Annotated in this window: 19 protein-coding genes; 11 read left to right on the top strand and 8 right to left on the bottom strand. The window is 62.2% G+C overall.

Annotated elements, in window-relative coordinates; genetic code table 11:
* Positions 1-45: 45 nt before the first annotated feature.
* The 3 genes from K3146_RS03785 to K3146_RS03775 all read right to left on the bottom strand — a co-directional run bounded on the left by K3146_RS03785 (position 46) and on the right by K3146_RS03775 (position 1945).
* Positions 46-489: a MerR family transcriptional regulator gene (locus K3146_RS03785; protein ID WP_221544843.1), complete on the bottom strand. Its 444-nt coding sequence runs from the start codon at positions 487-489 to the stop codon at positions 46-48.
* Positions 490-521: 32 nt separating this feature from the next.
* A complete protein-coding gene (hisI, locus tag K3146_RS03780; RefSeq protein ID WP_221544842.1) occupies positions 522-896 on the bottom strand; it encodes a phosphoribosyl-AMP cyclohydrolase in 375 nt (124 codons plus the stop codon).
* 344 nt (positions 897-1240) lie between these two features.
* Positions 1241-1945 carry a ComF family protein gene (locus K3146_RS03775; RefSeq protein WP_247711072.1) on the bottom strand — a complete coding sequence of 235 codons (705 nt, stop codon included), beginning with the start codon at positions 1943-1945 and terminating at the stop codon, positions 1241-1243.
* A 115-nt stretch (positions 1946-2060) separates the two neighbouring features.
* Between K3146_RS03775 and K3146_RS03770 the strand changes: the two genes are divergently transcribed.
* Positions 2061-2819: a methyltransferase domain-containing protein gene (locus K3146_RS03770; RefSeq protein ID WP_221544840.1), complete on the top strand. Its 759-nt coding sequence runs from the start codon at positions 2061-2063 to the stop codon at positions 2817-2819.
* On the opposite strand, the gene ppdK is transcribed toward K3146_RS03770, so the two are convergent.
* Genes ppdK through K3146_RS03755 form a run of 3 tightly spaced genes read right to left on the bottom strand, consistent with a single transcriptional unit; the run spans position 2816 to position 8595 of the window.
* Positions 2816-5479, bottom strand: coding sequence for a pyruvate, phosphate dikinase (gene ppdK / locus K3146_RS03765; protein WP_221544839.1), 2664 nt, complete (start codon positions 5477-5479; stop codon positions 2816-2818). The genes K3146_RS03770 and ppdK overlap by 4 nt on opposite strands.
* Positions 5480-5539: 60 nt before the next feature.
* On the bottom strand, positions 5540-7699 hold the full coding sequence (gene glyS, locus K3146_RS03760) for a glycine--tRNA ligase subunit beta (protein ID WP_221544838.1): 2160 nt from the start codon (positions 7697-7699) through the stop codon (positions 5540-5542).
* The gene (locus K3146_RS03755) at positions 7696-8595 is read right to left on the bottom strand and encodes a glycine--tRNA ligase subunit alpha (RefSeq protein ID WP_221544837.1); all 900 of its coding nucleotides are present in this window, start codon (positions 8593-8595) and stop codon (positions 7696-7698) included. The genes glyS and K3146_RS03755 overlap by 4 nt, the downstream gene beginning before the upstream one ends.
* Positions 8596-8704: 109 nt before the next feature.
* Here K3146_RS03755 and K3146_RS03750 point away from each other — a divergent pair, with 109 nt between their 5' ends.
* The 9 genes from K3146_RS03750 to K3146_RS03710 all read left to right on the top strand — a co-directional run bounded on the left by K3146_RS03750 (position 8705) and on the right by K3146_RS03710 (position 15403).
* Complete coding sequence (locus K3146_RS03750; protein ID WP_221544836.1) at positions 8705-9736, top strand: TraB/GumN family protein; 1032 nt, start codon at positions 8705-8707, stop codon at positions 9734-9736.
* A gap of 136 nt (positions 9737-9872) precedes the next feature.
* On the top strand, positions 9873-10298 hold the full coding sequence (locus tag K3146_RS03745) for a hypothetical protein (RefSeq protein ID WP_221544835.1): 426 nt from the start codon (positions 9873-9875) through the stop codon (positions 10296-10298).
* Positions 10295-10492 (top strand): helix-turn-helix transcriptional regulator, encoded by a 198-nt coding sequence (locus K3146_RS03740; protein WP_221544834.1) that lies wholly within the window; start codon positions 10295-10297, stop codon positions 10490-10492. Before K3146_RS03745 ends, K3146_RS03740 begins: the two co-directional genes overlap by 4 nt.
* 3 nt (positions 10493-10495) lie before the next feature.
* A complete protein-coding gene (locus K3146_RS03735; protein ID WP_221544833.1) occupies positions 10496-10954 on the top strand; it encodes a hypothetical protein in 459 nt (152 codons plus the stop codon).
* 27 nt (positions 10955-10981) lie between these two features.
* Entirely contained in the window at positions 10982-11914 is a 933-nt protein-coding gene (locus K3146_RS03730; protein ID WP_221544832.1) for a TraB/GumN family protein, read from the top strand.
* Positions 11915-11941: 27 nt separating this feature from the next.
* Positions 11942-12877 carry a TraB/GumN family protein gene (locus K3146_RS03725; RefSeq protein WP_221544831.1) on the top strand — a complete coding sequence of 312 codons (936 nt, stop codon included), beginning with the start codon at positions 11942-11944 and terminating at the stop codon, positions 12875-12877.
* 133 nt (positions 12878-13010) lie between these two features.
* Complete coding sequence (locus tag K3146_RS03720) at positions 13011-13706, top strand: 50S ribosomal protein L25/general stress protein Ctc (protein WP_221544830.1); 696 nt, start codon at positions 13011-13013, stop codon at positions 13704-13706.
* 91 nt (positions 13707-13797) lie between these two features.
* A complete protein-coding gene (pth, locus tag K3146_RS03715) occupies positions 13798-14367 on the top strand; it encodes an aminoacyl-tRNA hydrolase (protein WP_221544829.1) in 570 nt (189 codons plus the stop codon).
* A 37-nt stretch (positions 14368-14404) separates the two neighbouring features.
* A complete protein-coding gene (locus K3146_RS03710) occupies positions 14405-15403 on the top strand; it encodes an SDR family oxidoreductase (protein ID WP_221544828.1) in 999 nt (332 codons plus the stop codon).
* 8 nt (positions 15404-15411) lie between these two features.
* On the opposite strand, the gene K3146_RS03705 is transcribed toward K3146_RS03710, so the two are convergent.
* On the bottom strand, positions 15412-17769 hold the full coding sequence (locus tag K3146_RS03705) for a zinc-dependent metalloprotease (protein ID WP_221544827.1): 2358 nt from the start codon (positions 17767-17769) through the stop codon (positions 15412-15414).
* Between the two features lie 126 nt (positions 17770-17895).
* On the opposite strand from K3146_RS03705, the gene ychF reads away from it, so the two are divergent.
* Entirely contained in the window at positions 17896-18996 is a 1101-nt protein-coding gene (ychF, locus tag K3146_RS03700) for a redox-regulated ATPase YchF (protein WP_221544826.1), read from the top strand.
* 54 nt (positions 18997-19050) lie between these two features.
* Here the strand turns inward: ychF and K3146_RS03695 are convergent, their stop codons facing one another.
* Positions 19051-20061, bottom strand: a complete 1011-nt coding sequence (locus tag K3146_RS03695; RefSeq protein WP_221544825.1) for a DUF2167 domain-containing protein — start codon at positions 20059-20061, stop codon at positions 19051-19053.
* Positions 20062-20076: the final 15 nt, after the last annotated feature.

Genomic DNA, 20076 nt, shown 5'->3' with positions numbered 1-20076 from the left:
AGAGAGTATCGTTGTGGTGGCGTCTCGCCGGGGAGGTTTGGAAAGCTATTCGACCTGTTCTTCAACAAGCGAGATAAACTCGGTCAGTTCCTTGATCGAGCTATCGATGTCAGCGCGCTGGGCCTTGAGCTTGGCGACGTGCTTCCTGCATTTCTCGAGTGTGACACGGCGCTGCTCGGCGCGGCCATCGTCGAGATCGTAGAGATCGATCATCTCGCGGATCTCTGTGAGCGAAAAGCCGACATTCTTGGCGCGCATTATCCAGGCGAGCCGCGCACGGTCCCGCTTGGAGTAAATGCGGGTCAGGCCGACGCGCGAAGGAGCGATCAGGCCTTCGTCCTCGTAAAAGCGGAGCGCACGCGCGGTACAACCGAACTCGCTGGTGAGATCGGAAATAGAGTATTGTTCGCGTTCGAGCTTGTCGGGCCGATCGAGATGCGCCCCTGCATGGCGGCGATCATTCTCGGCATGGGGAAACGGCTGGTTCATGACCGTCCCCTACCCCAACGTTTACGTAAGCGTCAAGAGTTGACGGGTTGGAGAATGCCATCTTCAAGCTTGCGGTAAAGGCAACTGGTGGCCCCGGTATGGCAGGTCGGCCCCGCAGGCTTGCAGCGCAACACAAGCGCATCCTGGTCGCAATCGACGAGAATCTCCTCGACCTGAAGCACGTTTCCGGAGGTCTCGCCTTTCTTCCAGAGCTTTCCGCGAGAACGCGAGTGGAAGTGGGCGATGCCCGTCGCGATGGTGGCGTCCACTGCCTCATGGTCCATGAATGCGACCATGAGGATTCGACCGCTCTGGCTGTCCTGCACGACCGCACTGAGCAGCCCACTTGCATCGAACTTGGGCATGAAGACCGATCCGGTTTCGCGAGTTGATGGTTCGGAAGACACGATTGCTCCACAAAATTGTATAGAAGCGACAGGTTGTTGCAGGATCACCACAAGGAGTGTCCAAAATCAACAGTAGCGCCTATTCGCTGTTTGATGAAAGCCGAACTTGGGAGATGTACCTACTCGCAGGTTTTGTGAGGCCTGCCCGCCAGGACGCGGTGCCAGAGAAGCGCCAGGTTCAAGGGGGTCCCGGATCCGCAGCCGCATGGGGGTTTCAAGCGGCGCATCCGGTAACGATGAGGGATAGGGTCTGGTGCATGCTGGGGGGCTGCACTTAGTCGCAAGACAGGCCCGGTAAATTTCGTCACGTGGCGCCCGGAGTTTTCGGACTCCGGGCGTTTCGTTTATCGGGAATGCTGCACGGCTTCGTCCAGCACGCGGGCGAAGCAGGCGATGACGACCGATTTGGCGCCCGCTTTCTTGAGTGCCTTCACGCAGGCCGTGCTCGTCGCGCCGCTCGTAAGAACGTCGTCGACCAGCAGGATATCGCGCGACCGGACAAGTTCGGGTCTCGGGACCACGATTGCTCCCGACAGCACCTTGGCGCGGGCTTTCGCGCCCATTCCGCCGAGGCTGGGAGTGCGCTTCGTCCGATGAAGACCATCCACCAGCAACTCACCGTATCCTGCCTTTTCGAGCTCGCGCCCGAGCAGTGCTGCCTGGTTGAAGCCGCGTTGCCACAGCCGCCAGCGATGAAGCGGAACGGGAATGACGAGGCGTTCTTCGTCGCCACGCGGAACCCGCGCTGCGATCAGCCTGGCCAGCATCGGGGCGAGCGCAATCCGGCGTCCGTGCTTCAACGCCAGCACCAGTTTCCGCGAGGTTTCGGTATAGAGCGTGCCGGCTGCAATCCCGTCATGGATTGGCGGATCGGCCATGCAGGGCACGCAGATCGAGCCTTCGGGCGGGCCGGCCTCGCCGAAGGGGCGTTGGCAGGCGGTGCAGCTGGGATCACCCGGGATGGCGAGATCAGACCAGCAAGCCGCGCACAGCCCTCCCTGGTCTCCGATCCCTTCCCCGCAAGCGGGACAGCGCGGCGGGTAGACCATGTCCACGAACGGCGCCAATCCATCGCCAAGTGCCCGTCGCAACGTGGTTATTCTCCCCATTACTTCCTGCTGCACGGCTTGCATGGTTCTGGCAAGCGGGGCAGGTGGTCGCGCGATGGATTCGAAGAGCCCTCCCCGCATTTTCAGTCGTGACCGCCGCAAGGCGGGCTATCGCCGCGCAATGGTCCGCCAGTCGCAACGCGACGCCGCGCGCTATGTGCTGGACGATATGGTCGAGGACGTGCTCGACCGGCTCGAGTTCATGCGGTTCGAACCCGCGCGAGTGCTGGTGATCGGCGACTGGACGCACACCCTCGCGCTTTCCTTGCGCGGCCGGGGGTCGCTGGTCGAGGAGGAGAACGTCCGGACCGTCGACGAGGAACAGCCCCTTGCAGGCGGACCCTACGACTTGATCGTCAGCCTCTCCTCGCTCGACCGGGTGAACGATCTGCCCGGAGCGCTCCTGCACCTGCGGGCAGCATTGGCCGAAGGCGGCATGCTCATCGCCTCGGTGATCGGTGCGGGTAGCCTTGCCGAGTTGCGCCGGGCGATGATCGCGGCGGAGCCCGATCGACCTGCAGCGCGGATGCATCCGCTCATCGACAATGCAGCGGCCTCGGCCCTGATGCAGAGGGCGCTCTTCAAGCGGCAGGTGGTCGACAGCCGTAGCCTTGAGGTAGCTTATCGATCGCTCGACAGGCTGGTCTCCGACCTGCGAGACCAGGGACTTTCTTCTTCGCTTGCCAACACGCCTCCACCCCTTGGCAAGGCCGCGCTGGGAAGAGCTCGGGAGGCGTTTCTCATGGCCCGTAACGACCAGGGCCGCGTGGTCGAGAATTTCGAGATACTGACTCTAACCGGCTGGAAAGACTAGCGAAGGCTTGCCTGTGCCGCTGCAAGCCGGGCAATCGGCACGCGGTAGGGCGAGGCGCTGACGTAATCGAGGCCGGTCTGCTCGCAGAAGGCGATGCTGGCCGGATCACCGCCATGTTCGCCGCAAATGCCGAGCTTGATGTTCTCGCGAGTCTTGCGACCACGTTCGGCGGCTAGCTCGACCAGTTGCCCAACCCCATCGACATCAAGGCTGACAAAGGGATCGCGGGCGAAGATGCCCTTGTCGACATAGTCGGTGAGGAAACGGCCCGCATCGTCGCGGCTGACGCCTAGGGTCGTTTGGGTAAGATCGTTGGTGCCGAAGCTGAAGAACTCGCCAACTTCCGCGATCTCGCCAGCCATCAGTGCGGCGCGCGGCAGTTCGATCATAGTGCCGACAAGATAGTCGACCTTGCAGCCCGACGTCTCGAACACCTCGCCCGCGACACGGTCCACCACTGCCTTGAGCAGTTCGAGTTCCTTGCGCGTGGCCACGAGCGGGATCATCACTTCGGGCACCGGCGCCTCGCCGCTCGATTTCGCGACCTCGCAAGCCGCCTCAAAGATCGCGCGCGCCTGCATCTCGTAAATTTCGGGATAGGTTACCCCGAGGCGGCAGCCGCGATGCCCGAGCATCGGGTTGAATTCGTGCAATTCACCCGCACGGCGTTTCAGCTGATCGACGCTCTTGCCGGTCACCTTCGCAAGCTCTTCGAACTCGGCATCGCCATGCGGCAGGAACTCGTGGAGCGGGGGGTCGAGCAGGCGGATCGTGCACGGCAGGCCGGTCATGACCTCGAAGATTTTCACGAAGTCGGCGCGCTGTTCGGGCAGGAGCTTGGCCAGCGCCTCGCGGCGACCGGCCTCGTTGTCGGCGAGGATCATCTGACGCACGGCGCTGATGCGGTCGGCGTCGAAGAACATATGCTCGGTGCGGCACAGACCGATGCCCTCAGCCCCGAACTGGCGCGCCATGCGGCAGTCGGTCTCGGTCTCGGCATTGGTGCGCACGCGCATGCGGCGGTGCTTGTCCGCCCATTCCATCAGCGTACCGAAGTCGCCTGCAAGTTCAGGCTCGATGGTCGCGACCTCGCCTGCCATCACCTGGCCGTTGCTGCCGTCGAGCGTGATCACATCGCCCTCTTTCAACTCGCGATTGCCGATGGTGAGCGTACGCCCTTCCCGCGCGATCGAGACCTGGGACGCACCCGAAACGCACGGGCGACCCATACCGCGCGCAACCACGGCGGCGTGGCTGGTCATGCCGCCGCGCGCCGTCAGGATGCCGGTGGCAGCATGCATGCCGTGGATGTCTTCCGGACTGGTCTCGACGCGCACGAGAATGACCTTCTCACCGCGATTGGCCCATAGCTCTGCGGTGTCGGCGTCGAGCACGATCTTGCCGCTGGCTGCGCCGGGCGATGCCGGAAGACCCGTCGTCAGCACATCCCGCGGTGCATCGGGATCGAGCGTCGGATGGAGCAGCTGGTCCAATGCCATCGGATCGACGCGCAGGATCGCGGTCCGCTCGTCGATCAGCCCCTCGCCCACCATGTCGACCGCCAGCTTGAGCGCCGCCTTGGCGGTGCGCTTGCCGCTGCGCGTCTGGAGCAGCCACAGCTTGCCCTGCTGCACGGTGAATTCGATGTCCTGCATGTCGGTGTAGTGCCGCTCGAGCAGGTCGAAGAGACGCGCCAACTCGGCAAAGGCTTCGGGCATGGCCTCTTCCATGCTCGGCTTGTCGGCTCCGGCCGCCTCGCGGGCAGCCTTGGTCAGATACTGCGGCGTGCGGATACCCGCCACCACGTCCTCGCCCTGCGCGTTGACCAGCCATTCGCCGTAATAGGCCTTCTCGCCGGTCGACGGATCGCGGGTGAAGGCGACGCCGGTGGCGCTGCTGTCGCCCATATTGCCGAACACCATCGCCTGCACGTTCACGGCCGTGCCCATGTCGTGCGGGATGTCGTTCAGGCGGCGATAGACCTTGGCGCGTTCGGTATCCCAGCTGTCGAACACAGCGCTGATCGCGCCCCAGAGCTGTTCGACCGGGTCCTGCGGGAACGGCTTGCCCAGTTCGTCTTCGACGATCGACTTGTATTCGGCGACGAGGGTCTTCCATTCCTCTGCCGAAAGCTCGGTATCGGCGTAATAGCCATTATCTTCCTTGGCGATCTCGAGAGCTTCCTCGAACAGCCCGTGATCGACGCCGAGCACGACATCGCCATACATCTGGATGAAGCGGCGATAGCTGTCCCAGGCGAAGCGTTCATCGCCGCTGGTCTGAGCAAGGCCTTGCACCGTCTCGTCATTGAGACCGAGATTGAGGACCGTGTCCATCATTCCCGGCATCGAGATCGCCGCACCCGAGCGGACGGATACGAGCAGCGGATCGGAAGCGTCGCCGAAGCCCTTGCCCACCGTCCTTTCGACATGGGCCAGCGCTTGCATCACGTCCGAGCGCAGCTTCTCGCTGAAGTCGCTGCCGCCCGCGAGATACTTCAGGCATTCCTCGGTTGCGATAGTGAAGCCGGGAGGGACCGGCAGGCCGATGCTCGCCATTTCGGCAAGGTTTGCCCCTTTGCCGCCGGTGACCGTCTTGTCCTTCTGCCGCGCATTCGAATGCGGAGCATCGCCGCCGAAGGTGAAGACCGTATCGTTCATGTCCATCCCTGCTAGTCTGAACCGTGGAACACTTGGAACACGGTCCTAAAGATCAAATCGTCAGCCCTCGATCCGGCTGAAGTCGGCGACTTTGTGCACTGCAGCACGGAAGTTCGCAAGCAGGTCCAGGCGATGTGCCCGCTTGTTTTCTTCATCTGCGTTTACCGTCACTTCGTCGAAGAAGCGGTCGATCGGTGCGCGAAGGCTGGCGAGTGCCGCCATTGCGCCGGAGAAATCTTCCGCTTCAATGGCTTGGGCCGCCGCCGGTTCCGCATTTGCCAGAGCATCCATGAGCGCCTTTTCGGCAGGTTCGAACTCGTAGGAAAGCTCTTTCGCATGGCGCTCGGCCATCTTGGCTTCGACCACGGCGCGCATGTCGGGATCGTCGACCAGCGCCAGCGGATCTTCCTCCCCAGTACGGGAGATTTCGCCTTCGATGCCGTGCCAGTCTTCCTTTTTGAGGATGTTGGCAGCACGCTTATAGCCGGCAAGCAGGTTGGTGCCGTCTTCGGTGTCGAGGAATGCTGCAAGCGCCCTCGCCCGGCTTTCAACGCGGTCGACACGCATGTCGGGGCGGCCCTGCCAACTGCGCGAGGCCTGGACATAGTCGTGTCGTACGCCTTCATCGCGCAGTTGCACGGCGAGGCGGTCGAGCAGGAATTCACCGAGTTTTTCGGGCAAACCTGCAACGCGCTGGCTAGCCCATGCATGGACGACTTGGTCCAGTTCCAGTTTTAGGCCGTTCGCCTGCACCAGTCGCAAATAGCCAAGCCCCGCCCGGCGAAGTGCGAAGGGGTCCTTCGAGCCGGTCGGCAGGATACCGATGCGGAAAAAGCTGAGGAGGTTGTCCAGCTTGTCGGCAAGGCTGACCGCAACCGTCGTCGGTGCGGTCGGAACCTCGTCGCTCGCGCCTACGGGCTTGTAGTGGTCGCGGATTGCCTCTGATACTTCGACCGGAAGGCCTTCCGCCTTGGCATAATAGCCGCCCATGAGACCCTGCAATTCAGGAAATTCGCCGACCATTTCGGTGACGAGGTCGGCCTTCGAGAGTTCGGCGGCCTGACGCGCCAGCTTGTGATCGCCGTTGGGTGCTTTGGCGTCGAAGACCAGCCAATCAGCCAGCTTTGCCACGCGGTCGACCTTGTCGGCGACAGTGCCCAGCTTCTCGTGGAAGGTGATCCGCTCCAGACCCCGAGCGTGCTCGGCGAGGGTCTTCTTGCGGTCGACGTCCCAGAAGAAGCGCGCGTCGGACAGGCGGGCGGCGAGAACCTTGCGGTTGCCGTCGACCACGCGAGCCCCGCCATCTTCGGCCTCGATATTGGCGGTGCAGATAAAGGCGTTGGCGAGTTCGCCCTTGTCGTCCTCGCAGACGAAGTACTTCTGGTTCACGCGTGCAGTGAGCTGGATCGTCTCGGGCGGGACTTCGAGGAAATCCTCCTCGAAGCGGCCCAGCAGCGGGACGGGCCATTCGGTGAGGCCGGCGTTCTCGATGACGAGACCTTCGTCCTCCACCAGCTTGAGGCCTGCTTCGCTCGCAACTCTTGCAGCACCCGAACGGATCAGGTCCTGACGTTCCTCGTGATCGACAATGACATGACCGGCGCGAAGCTTCATCGCGTAGTCGTCGGCGTTACCGATGGTGATGTCACCGGAATGGTGGAAGCGGTGGCCCAGCGTGACAGCGCCGGACGTAACGCCATGCATCTCGCACTCGACCAAATCGTCGCCCAGCAGCGCGACGATACCCGACAGCGGGCGAACCCAACGCAGGCTCTCGGTGCTGATCGAAGCGGCGCCCCAGCGCATCGACTTGGGCCAGCTGAAGTCGCGGATGACCGCAGGGATCGCCTCGGCCAGCAGGTCCTTCGTGGCTCGGCCCGGTATGTTCTTCACGGCGAAGTAGGTTGCCCTACCCTTCACATCGCGCGTTTCGAGCTGGCCCTTGTCGACACCCGCCTTGCGGCAGAAACCTTCGAGCGCTGCGTCGGGAGCGCCGACCGGCGGGCCCTTCAGTTCCTCGCTCACTGCCTCCGTGGCTTCCGGCAGTCCTCGTGCGATCAACGCAAGGCGGCGCGGGGTCGACCAGACAGTGATCTCGCCAGCTTCGACACCAGCAGCGTCCATCTCGCGGCGGAACAGTTTCTCGAGTTCGGCGCGGGCACCGGCCTGCATGCGGGCAGGGATCTCTTCGCTACGCAGTTCGAGGAGAAAGTCGCTCATTTCGACCACTCCGGATACTTCTCGGCCCAGACCGCGGCTTCTTTCTCCAAATGCGCTTCACACGATCCGCGCGCCAGATCGCGCACCCGGCCCATGTAGCTCGCACGTTCCTGCACGCTGATCACGCCGCGCGCCTGGAGGAGATTGAAGATGTGGCTAGCCTCGACCGCCTGCTCGTAAGCGGCGATGGGGACATTGTGCGCGAGTGCGTTCTTGCACTCGGCCTCGGCCTTGTTGAACAGGTCGAACAGCGCGTCGGTCTCGGCGACTTCGAAGTTCCACTTCGACATCTGCTTCTCGTTCTCGAGAAAGACGTCGCCGTACGTCACACCCTGCCCGTTGAAATCGAGATCGTAAACGTTGTCGACGCCCTGGATGTACATGGCGAGGCGTTCGAGGCCGTAGGTCAGCTCTCCAGCAACCGGCTTGCAGTCGAAGCCACCCATCTGCTGGAAATAGGTGAACTGGGTGACTTCCATCCCGTCGCACCAGACTTCCCAGCCAAGGCCCCAAGCGCCCAGCGTCGGGCTTTCCCAGTCGTCTTCAACGAAGCGGATATCGTGCTTGAGCGGGTCGATGCCGATCACACGCAGGCTTTCCAGATAGAGGTCCTGGATGTTCGCCGGGCTCGGCTTCAGGATCACCTGGTACTGGTAATAGTGCTGCAGGCGGTTCGGGTTCTCGCCATAGCGCCCATCAGTCGGCCGGCGGCAGGGTTGCACGAAGGCCGCGTTCCACGGCTCCGGCCCCAGCGCGCGAAGCGTTGTGGCGGTGTGGAAGGTGCCCGCGCCCATACGCATGTCGTAAGGCTGCAGGATGAGGCACCCGTTCGCGCTCCAGAAATCGTGGAGCGCGAGGATCATGTCCTGGAAGGATTGGCGCGGATTACGGTCCATGGAGCGGCGCAATGGCGGAAGCGTGAAAAACGGTCAATGCCGCAGCGCAGCAAGTTTGCGGTTAGCGACAGTCCGTAATATGTCGGGGAGACGAAGTATCGGGGGTCCAATGCAAAAATTCATCGCTTTCCTTCTCGCTGCGTGCCTGGGATTTGGACAGGCAGGCCTGCACGCTGCGCCGAATGACGAGCAGTTCAAGAAGGACCTCCCGGCGGCCAAGGAGCGACCTACGAACGTCGCGGAAGCCGCGAACGAGGACAACGATCCCGAAGTTGTACAGGACTACGAACCGGCCCCAGCAATCTGGTTGCTGGAGGACGAGGACACCAAGATCTACATGTTCGGCACCTTTCACGTGCTTCCGCGCAAGTTTCGCTGGCGGACTGACACGTTCGATGCGGTGGTTGCCGGGGTCGATGAACTGGTGGTCGAAAGCAGCGATGACGACTTCGATGCCAAGACCGAAGCATGGGCAATGAAGCTGGTTGCCGATTCGCTCACCCGGCAGCCCACATCGGAGCGCCTCACCGCGGATGCCGCAGAGAAATGGTTCAAGATCGCTGAGCTCGGGGGCATGCCGCAGGAGTTTTTCGACAAGCTGCCTCCTTTCCTCGCAATCCTCAGCGTGGGCATTCAACTGATGGAGCAGCAGGGATCGCGCCACGACTATGGCGTCGAGACGATACTGGAGGCAGAATTCGCCGAGGCCGGGAAGCCGATCGGCTCAATCGAGGACGCGATCAAGGTTCTCGACAACCTTCTCGCCATCGACGAAGCGCTGCTGCTGTTCGAGCTCGAGCAGGAACTGCTGGTCTGGGACGGTGAGAACCTCGATACGCTTGGCCTCGGGCTCGAAGAACAGGGGAACGAGAATAGCGATCCGTTCGCCGGCGAGCATCTCTGGGCCCAGGGCAAGACCGAAACTCTTGGCGAGCTGGGACTGGGCCAAACGCCATACGAGCGCCAGCTCGAGAAAGTGCTTCTCGAAGACCGTAACCGCGCCTGGACGCTGTGGCTGGAGGAACGGCTTGAACGGCCCGGCTCGGTCCTGCTCGCCGTGGGCGCCGCTCACCTCGCCGGCGATCTGTCCGTGCAATCGATGCTGGAGGAACGCGGATTCGAGGTGAAACGGGTGCAGTAGGACCTGCACATAGACAGGTCCTCTCGACATTGTGTCAGGTGTTCTTGACATTGTCAGCGAATCGCGACATATAGTCAGGTATACATGACACCGTGGTCGCACGCCGCAATCGCGGCGGATGACAAGGAGAAGGCAAATGTCCGGCACGATAAACCGAGATCGCCAAGCGCAGGTGGCCGACATAAGCTTCGGCCTGATGGGCCTGATCGGCGTCATCGGGCTGGTAGCCGATTCTTTCGACACCACCCCTTCGCCGGCCTATGCTCCCGACCCCTGGCTGACCGGGATCGCCGCCGCAGCTCTCATGATCGTGATTGCCCTTGTCGTCACAAGGTTGAGTAGCCTCGATCGGAAGCGTTCGGAGGAATACACCTTCCAGATCATGGCCAATGCGGCAGTAGTTTCCATCATGACCTCTCTGATCGTCTCCTTCGCGTGGTCGAATGACCTCCTGCTCGGTCGCTGGCTGGGGGAGCCAAGTCTGAACCAGGTACAGGCGCTCATGCTGGGCAGCTGGTCGATTGGCTACTTCACCTACCGTGCCCGGGGAACCGGCCTGTGAAGAACCGTCTGAGGGTACTCCGGGCGGAACGCGAGTGGAGCCAGGCAGAGCTGGCCGGCAGGCTCGACGTCTCGCGCCAGGCAATCAACGCGATCGAGACCGGCAAGCATGACCCCTCGCTCCCGCTCGCGTTTCGTATCTCGCGCCTGTTCGACATGCCGATCGAAGACATTTTCGAGTTCTCAGAGGACTGACCGATGACCGAACCAACCGAACGCAATCCCGGTGAAACCAACACCCGCCGCAGACAGATGCGGATGGTCATATATATGCTCGCCTCTGTCGCGATCGGCGGAGCCATCGGGCTGGTCCTGGCCCTGTCCGAGGAGGGCGAAGGCAGTTTCTTCTCCCGCGATTTTGCAGGCCTCTCGCTCGATCCCAATCTCGCCATCGCCATTTCGGTTGCGCTGTTCTTCGCCTTCGTGATCTTTCCTGTCTGGTGTTTCACGCAGATCGACGAGCTTTTGCGCAAACAGAACATGGTTGGCCTTGCCGGCGGCTGCATTGCGGTCATCAGCGGCTATCCGATCTGGGTCATGCTCTACGCGGGCGGCTTTGCGCCCTACCCTCATGCCTTCGGCGTGTTCCTGCTTTCCTATGGCGGCATGATCGCCAGCTTCCTGCTCGCGAAACTGCGAGACCTGCTTCCATCTTAGATTAGACAACTCCCGAGGAGATTTCATATGCGTAACCTCAAACGAACCCTGTCCACCACGCTGTCAGCCGCGGCTCTCGCCTTCGGGCTACAGGCGTGCGCAACCGGCACGGACGACGCGCCGGCACCGGTCGCCGAAGCATTCGTTCCCACTGGCGAAGGACCCGCCCTGTGGAAGGTCGCCGACGAGGACACAACGATCTACATATTCGGTACGGTCCATGCCCTTCCCGCCGATGTCGACTGGAACAGCGGCCCCGTAAAGTCGGCGATTGAGAGTTCGCAGACCCTCGTCACCGAGATCGACATGACGCCCGAATCCATGGCGTCGATGGGTCCGCTTGTGCTGGGCAAGGCGATGCTGCCAGAGGGTCAAACCTTGCGCGGCCTCATGAATGACGAACAAAGGACCGCCTATGAGGCAGGCCTTGCCAAGATGGGTGTTCCTGCAGAGGCTCTGGACCGCTTCGAACCTTGGTTCGCGGCCATCAATCTCGTCCAGATCACCCTCCAGAAGGCGGGCATCTCCGGAGAAAACGGGGTCGAAACCGTGCTTGAGGGATCCGTTCCCGAAGGCACCGAACGCGACGCACTGGAAACTGTCGAATTCCAGCTCGACATCTTCGACTCCCTGCCAATCGAGGCGCAGATTCCCTTCCTCCTGGAGACAGTCGAAAACCCGGATGAAGGCGCAGCAATGCTTGGTCGCATCATCGATGAATGGAAAGTCGGCAATATCGATCAACTCGCGGAGATGCTGCAGGAAACGGCAGAGGCGGATCCGATTCTCACTGAGCGCCTTTTCTACGCCCGCAACGCCAATTGGGCTGCATGGATCGACGAACGGCTCGACACTCCAGGCTCGGTCTTCATGGCCGTGGGCGCGGGTCACCTTGCGGGCGAGAAGAGCGTGCAGGATTACCTGGCAGAGCGTAACATCTCGGTAACCCGAATCCAGTAACAAAGCCCCGCAATTCAAGGGGCTAATATGAAAAGACTGATCTCGAGGTACTGCGCTGCACTGGCGCTGGCATTCGCACCGGCGACTCCCGCTCTTCCGCAGGAGCAGGCGCAGTCGCAGAACCTCGGGGCAGCTGCCCTTTCGCAAGACGCGGGAACCGGCGAAGGTCCGGCTCTGTGGGCGGTGGCGGACGAAGACACCACGATCTATCTTTTTGGCACGATCCACCTGCTTCCGCGCAACGTTACGTGGTACAACGAACCGATCGAGCGCGCGCTCGCATCCTCGGACATGCTGATGACCGAAATCCCGGCAGACGCAGGGAAATCACCGGCGGCCCAGGCGAGCATCATGCGCAGGGCCGCTCTCGGCGGCGGAAGGACGCTACGGAGCCTTCTCGGCACAGGTCAGCGCAAGACCTATGAGCGTGCCTTGGCTCGCCTTGGCATCCCGGCACCTGCCTTCGACGGTTACAAGCCGTGGTTCGTGGGAATCAATCTCTCGCTCCTGCCGCTCATCCAGGCCGGGTACGATCCGAACAGCGGCGTCGAGGAGGTTCTCGAAGTGCTCGCCGGACCGGAAATGGACCGCGGCGCGCTGGAGACCATGGACGAACAGATCGGCATGCTCGACAACTTGCCGCTCGCCAGCCAGATCGAGATGATGATCTCCTCGGCTGAAGATCCCGCCCGGATGGTGGCGAGCGTCGACGAGATGGTGAACTTCTGGCGCGCGGGCGATACGGCTAAGCTGGTGAAGCTGCTCAATGAGGAAATGACCGACCCGGTCCTGGCCAAGGCCCTCCTCTATGATCGCAACCAGCGCTGGGCCGAATGGATCGATGCGCGCATGAACCGCCCCGGCGTTGTCTTCATCGCGGTCGGCTCTGCCCACCTCGCTGGCGAGAAGAGTGTGCAGGACTTCCTCGCGCGCAAAGGCAATGTTATTACGCGCATCCAGTAACGGCTAAGGCGGCACACGCCTCGCTTGCTTTTCGCGACGCACACGCTATAGGCGCGCGCTTCGGCGTCATGGTCATCCCTGGAGGCGTGGCGGACCGAAGGTGTAAATCAATGCATTTCGAAAGGTAAGCGACATGAGCGATGCTCTGACACTTCCGGCCGAGACGCGCGAACGGGCTGGCAAGGGAGCCTCCCGTGCACTGCGTCGCGAAGGCCGTGTCCCCGCTGTCATCTATGGCGGCAAGGAAGAACCCACCCTGATCCACGTCGAAGCCAAGGAACTGGTCCGCCAGCTCGGCACCGGCCACTTCATGAACTCGATCGTCGAGATCGAACTGGGTGGCAAGAAGGTGAAAACGCTTCCGAAGGACGTGTCGCTTCATCCCGTCACCGACCGCCCCGAGCATGTCGACTTCTTCCGTCTCGCCAAGGGCGGCAAGATCGAAGTCCATGTTCCCGTGGTCTTCATCAACGAAGAAGATTCGCCGGGCCTCAAGAAGGGCGGCGTGCTCAATATCGTTCGCCACGAACTCGACCTGATCTGCGAAAACGACAAGATCCCTGGCGAGATCGAAATCGACGTCACTGGCAAGGAAGTCGGCGATTCGATCCACATCAGCGAAGTCACCCTACCGGCTGGCGCCGAAAGCGCCATCACCGACCGCGACTTCACCATCGCCACGCTGGTCGCACCGTCCGCTCTCAAGAAGAGCGAAGGCGACACGACCGCCGAGGGTGAAGAAGACGTGGATGCCGACGGCGTCCCCGCAACCGAGCAGGGCGAAGACGCCGATGCTGCGGAAGAGCAGGAAGAGAAGAGCGAAGACTAATTCGCTCCTCCCTTGCGGAAATCACCAGGGCGCCGGTCTCGAAAGAGGCCGGCGTTCTTGTTTTTCGGCCCGGTCGGGCTAGGTGGCACACATGCAAATCTGGACAGGCCTTGGAAATCCCGGACCGCAATATGCCATGCACCGACACAATATCGGTTTCATGGTCTGCGACGCGCTGGCCGAAATCCATGGCTTCGGTCCGGTGCAGAAGAAGTTTTCCGGCTGGGTGCAGGAAGGGCGGATCGGCAACGAGAAGATCATTCTCCTGAAACCCGCGACCTTTATGAACGAAAGCGGCCGCGCGGTTGGCGAGGCGATGCGTTTCTACAAGCTCGATATCGAGGACCTGACCGTTTTCCATGACGAACTCGATCTCGCGCCCTTCAAGGTGAAGGTCCGCCGCGGCGGCGGGCTTGCGGGGCACAACGGCCTGCGCTCGATCAACCAGCATCTGGGGCCCGATTTTCGCCGCGTGCGGATCGGGATCGGCCATCCGGGCAGCAAGGACCGGGTGACCGGCCACGTGCTCGGCAATTACGCCAAGAGCGAGATGGACAGCCTTGCCGACATGCTCGGCGCGATCGGTGCGGAAGCAGACTGGCTTGCCAAGGGCGACGACGCGCGCTTCATGAATGATGTTGCGCTGCGCATGCAGGAATGATTTGCTGAGGGTCGCACCCGTTCGAGAGGAGACCCCCATGCCCCAGATCAATCGCCGTACACTGCTGGCAGGCGTAGCCGCCACCGGCGCACTGGCCGCAACGACCGCGAGTTCGCACGAACACGGAGCCTCGCACGATACAGATATGAACGGCAAGTCGGTGCTGATCACCGGCTGTTCCTCGGGCTTTGGCAGGCTGATGGCGGAAAGCTTTGCGCGCAAAGGCGCCAAGGTTTTCGCAACGATGCGCAATCTCCCTCGCCCCGAAGCTGACGAATTGCGCGCCCTGGCCGAAACGGAATCGCTCGATCTCCACGTCATCGAGATCGACGTGACTGACGATGCCCAAGTGGTCGCCGGCGTTGCCGAGGCGGAACGGCTGGCTGGTGGCGGGCTCGATGTGTTGGTCAACAACGCAGGCATCTCGACTGCAGGCCCGATCGAAATCCAGGACATGGAAGCCACGCACCTGCTATTCGATACCAACGTCTATGGACCGCATCGCCTCGCACGCGCTGCACTCCCCGGGATGCGCGCCCGCAAGTCCGGCCAGATATTCAACGTCACCTCGCAACTTGGACGCGTGATGGTTCCGGGTTTCGGGCAATATTCGCCGACCAAATTCGCGCTCGAGGCGATGAGCGAACAGATGGCCTACGAATTGGTCCCTCATGGGATCGAGGTCACGATCATCGAGCCGGGCGGATATCCGACCGAGATCTGGGACAATGCCAACGCACTCACCTTGGAGCTACTGGAACGAGCGGAAGAAAAGCATACTTCCGGCTATACGGCGATGATCGAACAAATGCGTCGCAGCGGCGGTGGCGGTGGCGGCAATACCGATCCGATGGATATTCCGAACGCCATTGCCGCGATCATCGCCATGCCTGCTGGAACTCGCCCCTTGCGCAAGCCGGTTCATCCCGGGCCGAAGCCACAAATTCCGATCAACGAAGTCAGCGCAAAGGTACAGGTCGGCTGGCTTGGCGAAAGTCCTTACGGTCCCCTCATAAAGGCAGTACACAACGTCTGAGCATTCGTTCAGCCGATAGGCATTCCCGGCGGCACATCGGGTAGCAGCGCTCTATCGGCGAGGGCCCGCGTAAGACGGTCACCGTCGGTCAGCATCGCACCCAATCCGCGCCGCCAGTCGGCTTCCTCGCTTCCGCCCTTGGATCGCGCGAGCCGCTCGCCCCAGCGAGCGAGCTGGCCTTCGATCTGGAACGCTATGGAGCGGGACAGAGCGCCTTCCCTCGCCGTCTTGGCCAGATCGAGCGCGATGGTCGTGGCGATCCTCCGGCCCACCGCACCTTCGGCCGCGAGACCATCGGCACGCGCGATCAACCGCATTGCGACATCGTGCGCCGATGGCACCCCGCTGTCGCCCGCATGCTGCATTTCAAGCCGGTTCAGTCTCTGCGGGTCGAGCAGGCTGTCGAGCACATGCACCGCACCGATTTCGGTCGCGCGCAGCGTATCGAACACAGGCCCGCCCGCCATCGGCATGATCTCGATGGATGTCGAGTAATCGTAGTCAGTCGCCGGCCCGTAGGAGAGCAGCGGCTGCAGGCGCGCCGGGACGCTCAAGGCCTCCACAGACATTGCATCCAGCAAGGCATCGAGCGCCGCGCGCTGGTCGGCCGCCGCAACCTGCCTGACCACCACACTATCACCAGCCAGCCCGTGCGGCGTGACCATCCCGCCCAACGCCTTGGCTGCAGCTTCGACCTGGTAACGGTGCAATAGCCAGATCGGCACGAAAGCCCGGCGGAGCGAGGCGAGATCCTGTCCGCCAGGGATCGCATCGACATCGAACCGGGCGAGCGCTGCCTTGCGCACCGCCATCACGCGGCCAAGTTCGGAAACCGGATCGGCAAAATCGTCCCATAGCGACCCTTGCGGATTTGCGGCCGAGGTTCCGCGCGCGTCCGCATCTCCGACAAACCGGAGTCCCTGCGCCTGTGCCTCCTGCACCATGGCGCGGGCCTCCTCGTCGGTCCGAGCTCCGTAGACATAGCGAATGGCGAACTTGTCCCAGACGCCGAGGCCTTCCCCATAGGCGTCGGCAATCGACACCTTGCCATCGACCAGTTCGACACGCGGCGCGGGATAATCCATCACCGAGTAGCGCCCTTGCGAACTTGCCGCGAAATTGTGTGCGAGGCCGAGTGCGTGGCCAACCTCATGCGCACCGAGTTGGCGTATGCGTGCCAGCGCCACCGGGACAGGATCGTTGGGGTCGCCCGTATTCGTCAGCCCGGCCCCCATCAAAGCCTGGAAAATCAATATGTCCTGACGCACGCGGAGCGATCCGAGCATGACGCTGCTCTTGACCATCTCACCTGTGCGCGGATCGACTATACTGGAGGCATAGGACCATCCTCGCGTCGCCCGATTGACCCAGTTCACGACATTGTAGCGAATGTCGAACGGATCCACCTCTTCCGGCAGTACCTCCACCTGGAAGGCATCGACGAACCCTGCCTCGTCGAAGGCTTCTGCCCACCAGCCAACGCCATCGATCAGTGCCTGTCGCACCGGTTCGGGCGCGGCCCCATCGACATAGAAGATGATCGGCTCCTTGACCGGCGAACGGGCAGCGGTCGGATCGACTTTCTCCAGCCTGTGACGCGCGACGAGTTTCTGCAGCATCGAGTGCCCGAGGGGGGCAGAGAAATCGTATCGCTGCGGTCCGAAAGCGAAGCCGTAGGGGTCGGTCCGCAATTGCATCGGGTCCTGTGGCAATTCGACGAGCGAGTGCCGGACCCATAGGGCAATCGTACCACCATCCGGGGAGACATTGCGCAGGCTCGCATCGGCCTGCTTCGCCTTGAAAGTCAGCATCGCGGAGAATTCGGCATTCTCGGGGAAGACCTTCACCCGCGAAGGATCGGCGAGCGACCCCTCCTTGCTCAGGGAGTAGCCCTCACCCAGTTGCTGTGCGAAGCCGAAGTGATCCATCGCCAGGAAGGGCGCGAAGTCGAAGCTGATACTGCCGTCGCTGCCCGTTTCGGTGATGTCGCCCGACCAAAGCGTCGCCGTGGGGAAGCTGTTCTCGATCGATGCCTGTTGCAGGTCGCTGCCGTTTGGCGCGTAAAAACCGGTATTCTCGAGCTCGGCAATGACTTTCTTGCCAATCCGGCGGAAGCGGATGATCCCGGTCGACAGTGGCGCTCCCCGGTCAACGCTGGTCGCCGCCGAACCCACGCCCGTCTCGATCTGAGCGGCATAGAGATAACGTGCAGCAACTCCGCTGTCGTCAGGCGCCGGCAAGGTCACGACGATCGCACCGTCGGTCACGCTTGCTTCGACTTCGACCATGTCTTCTTGGGCTGACAAGACGGCCGGGACCAAAGCGGTGGATGCAGCAAGGCACGCGGCAAGTGCGAGGTGGCGCATGTTCGGTATCTCCCCTGAAGTGCTGCGCACACTATCACCAAGCGCAATACTGTCGAGCCATCGCGCTTTCCCTCTTGGCGCAGACCCGCTAAGGGCGCGCGCAACACATATTTTCCGGAGTTATCGATGGGTTTCCGTTGCGGGATCGTCGGCCTGCCGAATGTCGGCAAGTCCACCCTTTTCAATGCATTGACCGAGACGCAGGCTGCGCAGGCCGCGAACTATCCCTTCTGCACAATCGAGCCGAACGTGGGCCAAGTCTCCGTGCCCGACGAGCGGCTGGACAAGATCGCTGCGATTGCGGGTTCGGCCAAGATCATCCCGACGCAGCTCGCCTTCGTGGATATCGCGGGCCTCGTGAAGGGCGCGAGCCAGGGCGAAGGGCTCGGCAACCAGTTCCTCGGCAATATCCGCGAGGTGGATGCCATCGTCCACGTCCTGCGCTGTTTCGAGGATGACGACATCCAGCACGTCGCCAACAAGGTCGATCCGATCACCGATGCCGAAGTGGTCGAGACCGAGTTGATGCTCTCAGACCTCGAGAGCCTCGAAAAGCGGGTCCCGGCTGCGGAGAAGCGTGCAACGGCAGGCGACAAGGAAGCCAAGATCACTGCCAGCGTGCTGGGGCAGGCGCTGGCCCTGCTGCGCGATGGCAAGCCCGCCCGCCTGACCGAACCGAACGACGAGGAAGAAGCGCGCGTCCTGCGCCAGGCACAGCTGCTGACAGCCAAGCCGGTTCTCTACGTCTGCAATGTTGGCGAAGAGGATGCTGCCAAGGGCAATGCCTTCTCCGAGCTCGTCTTCGCAAAGGCTGAAGCAGAAGGTGCGCAGGCGGTTGTCGTTTCGGCGGCTATCGAGAGCGAACTCGTCGCCATGGAAGCGGAGGACCGCGCCGAATACCTCGCCGAGCTCGGCCTTGAGGAAAGCGGTCTCAGCCGGGTCATCAAGGCTGGCTACAAGCTGCTCGGCCTCAACACCTTCTTCACCGCCGGTCCCAAGGAATCGCGCGCCTGGACCTTCCCCGAAGGCGCCAAGGCCCCGCAGGCCGCCGGCGAAATCCACACCGATTTCGAACGCGGCTTCATCCGCGCCGAGACGATTGCCTATGAAGACTACATCGCGCTGAACGGCGAAAGCGGCGCGCGCGAAGCGGGCAAACTGCGCCAGGAAGGCAAGGAATACCTGGTCAAGGACGGCGACGTGATGCTGTTCAAGTTCAACGTTTAGGGCCGACGGTCAAGAAATTCGGGCCGCAGACTTGCGACTGCGGCCCGGGATAGCTCAAACTTCCTTGCGACCGAAAACGGGCCGGTCGGGAGCCTGCTGGACTTCGGCTTCAGCTTTCTGGGCTGCGACCTCTTCTTCCCATTCCGCCTCATAGTCCTCTTCGCTCTTGAAGCCGAAAAGCCTGCCGATCTGCTTGCGGAATGCAGCAAGCAGGACCGCCAGACCGATGAGGATCGGCTTGAGGAACTTCAAGAGGATCGCGAAGAAGCCCAGCTTCTTGGCCGCTGCGACGCCCGCGCTTGCGGCAATCAGCCCGCCGATGCCGTATTCTGCCACCCGGTCGCTCGTCGGATCGAAATCGCTGTAGCGCGCCCCGGCATCGAACTTGGCATGCTGCGCGAGCGTGTTGGCGGCAATGCGCACCGAATCCAGCTGGTCCATGCTCGAGACCATGTTGACGCTGAGCACGCCGTAACGACCGAGCGTCCGCAAATCATAGTTGAGCGTGTTGGGCCCTTCGAAGCCTTCGAACTTGAGGTTCTTGGCCCAGACGACGGAGTGGGTCGAACGGTCGTAAGCCGGGCGTGCCGCCCATCCCACCAGGTCGATCGCCTCATAGCCCGCTTCCCGCCGTGCATCGTTTGATGCCGCGGTCTCTTCTTGGAGCTGTTCCAGGAGCTCGTCGTAGTCGACCTCGGCGGCATCGTCGTCCTCGACATAGCCGACATCGTCGAACGAAATGACAGCGCCCCAGGCATCGTCGAACGGAGTGCTACCGGCGGGCATAACCATGCCGAGGACACCGATCGCTGCGTCGGGCGGATTGCCCCATGCCTCGGTCAGGATCAGGCGCGTGTCACCAGCCCCATAGTAGATATAGTCCTCGCCCAGATCGAGCGTCGCCTGTGCTCCTTCGATAGAGACCGTACCGCTCTGTGGATCGAGCTGCTCGATCCACTCCACCATCTCCGGCGTCATGGCCGGTTCGCCGGCATCGTCTTGCGCCGCGACATGCGGCGTGAGCGAAAAGGCGCACAGCGCCGCAAGCATTCTCAGAAATTTCATGGATCGACCCCTTGA

Source organism: Qipengyuania vesicularis (assembly GCF_019711415.1).
Lineage (GTDB): Bacteria > Pseudomonadota > Alphaproteobacteria > Sphingomonadales > Sphingomonadaceae > Qipengyuania > Qipengyuania vesicularis.
Note: the sequence above shows the minus strand (reverse complement) of the source record. Positions and strands in the feature narration are given on the sequence as shown.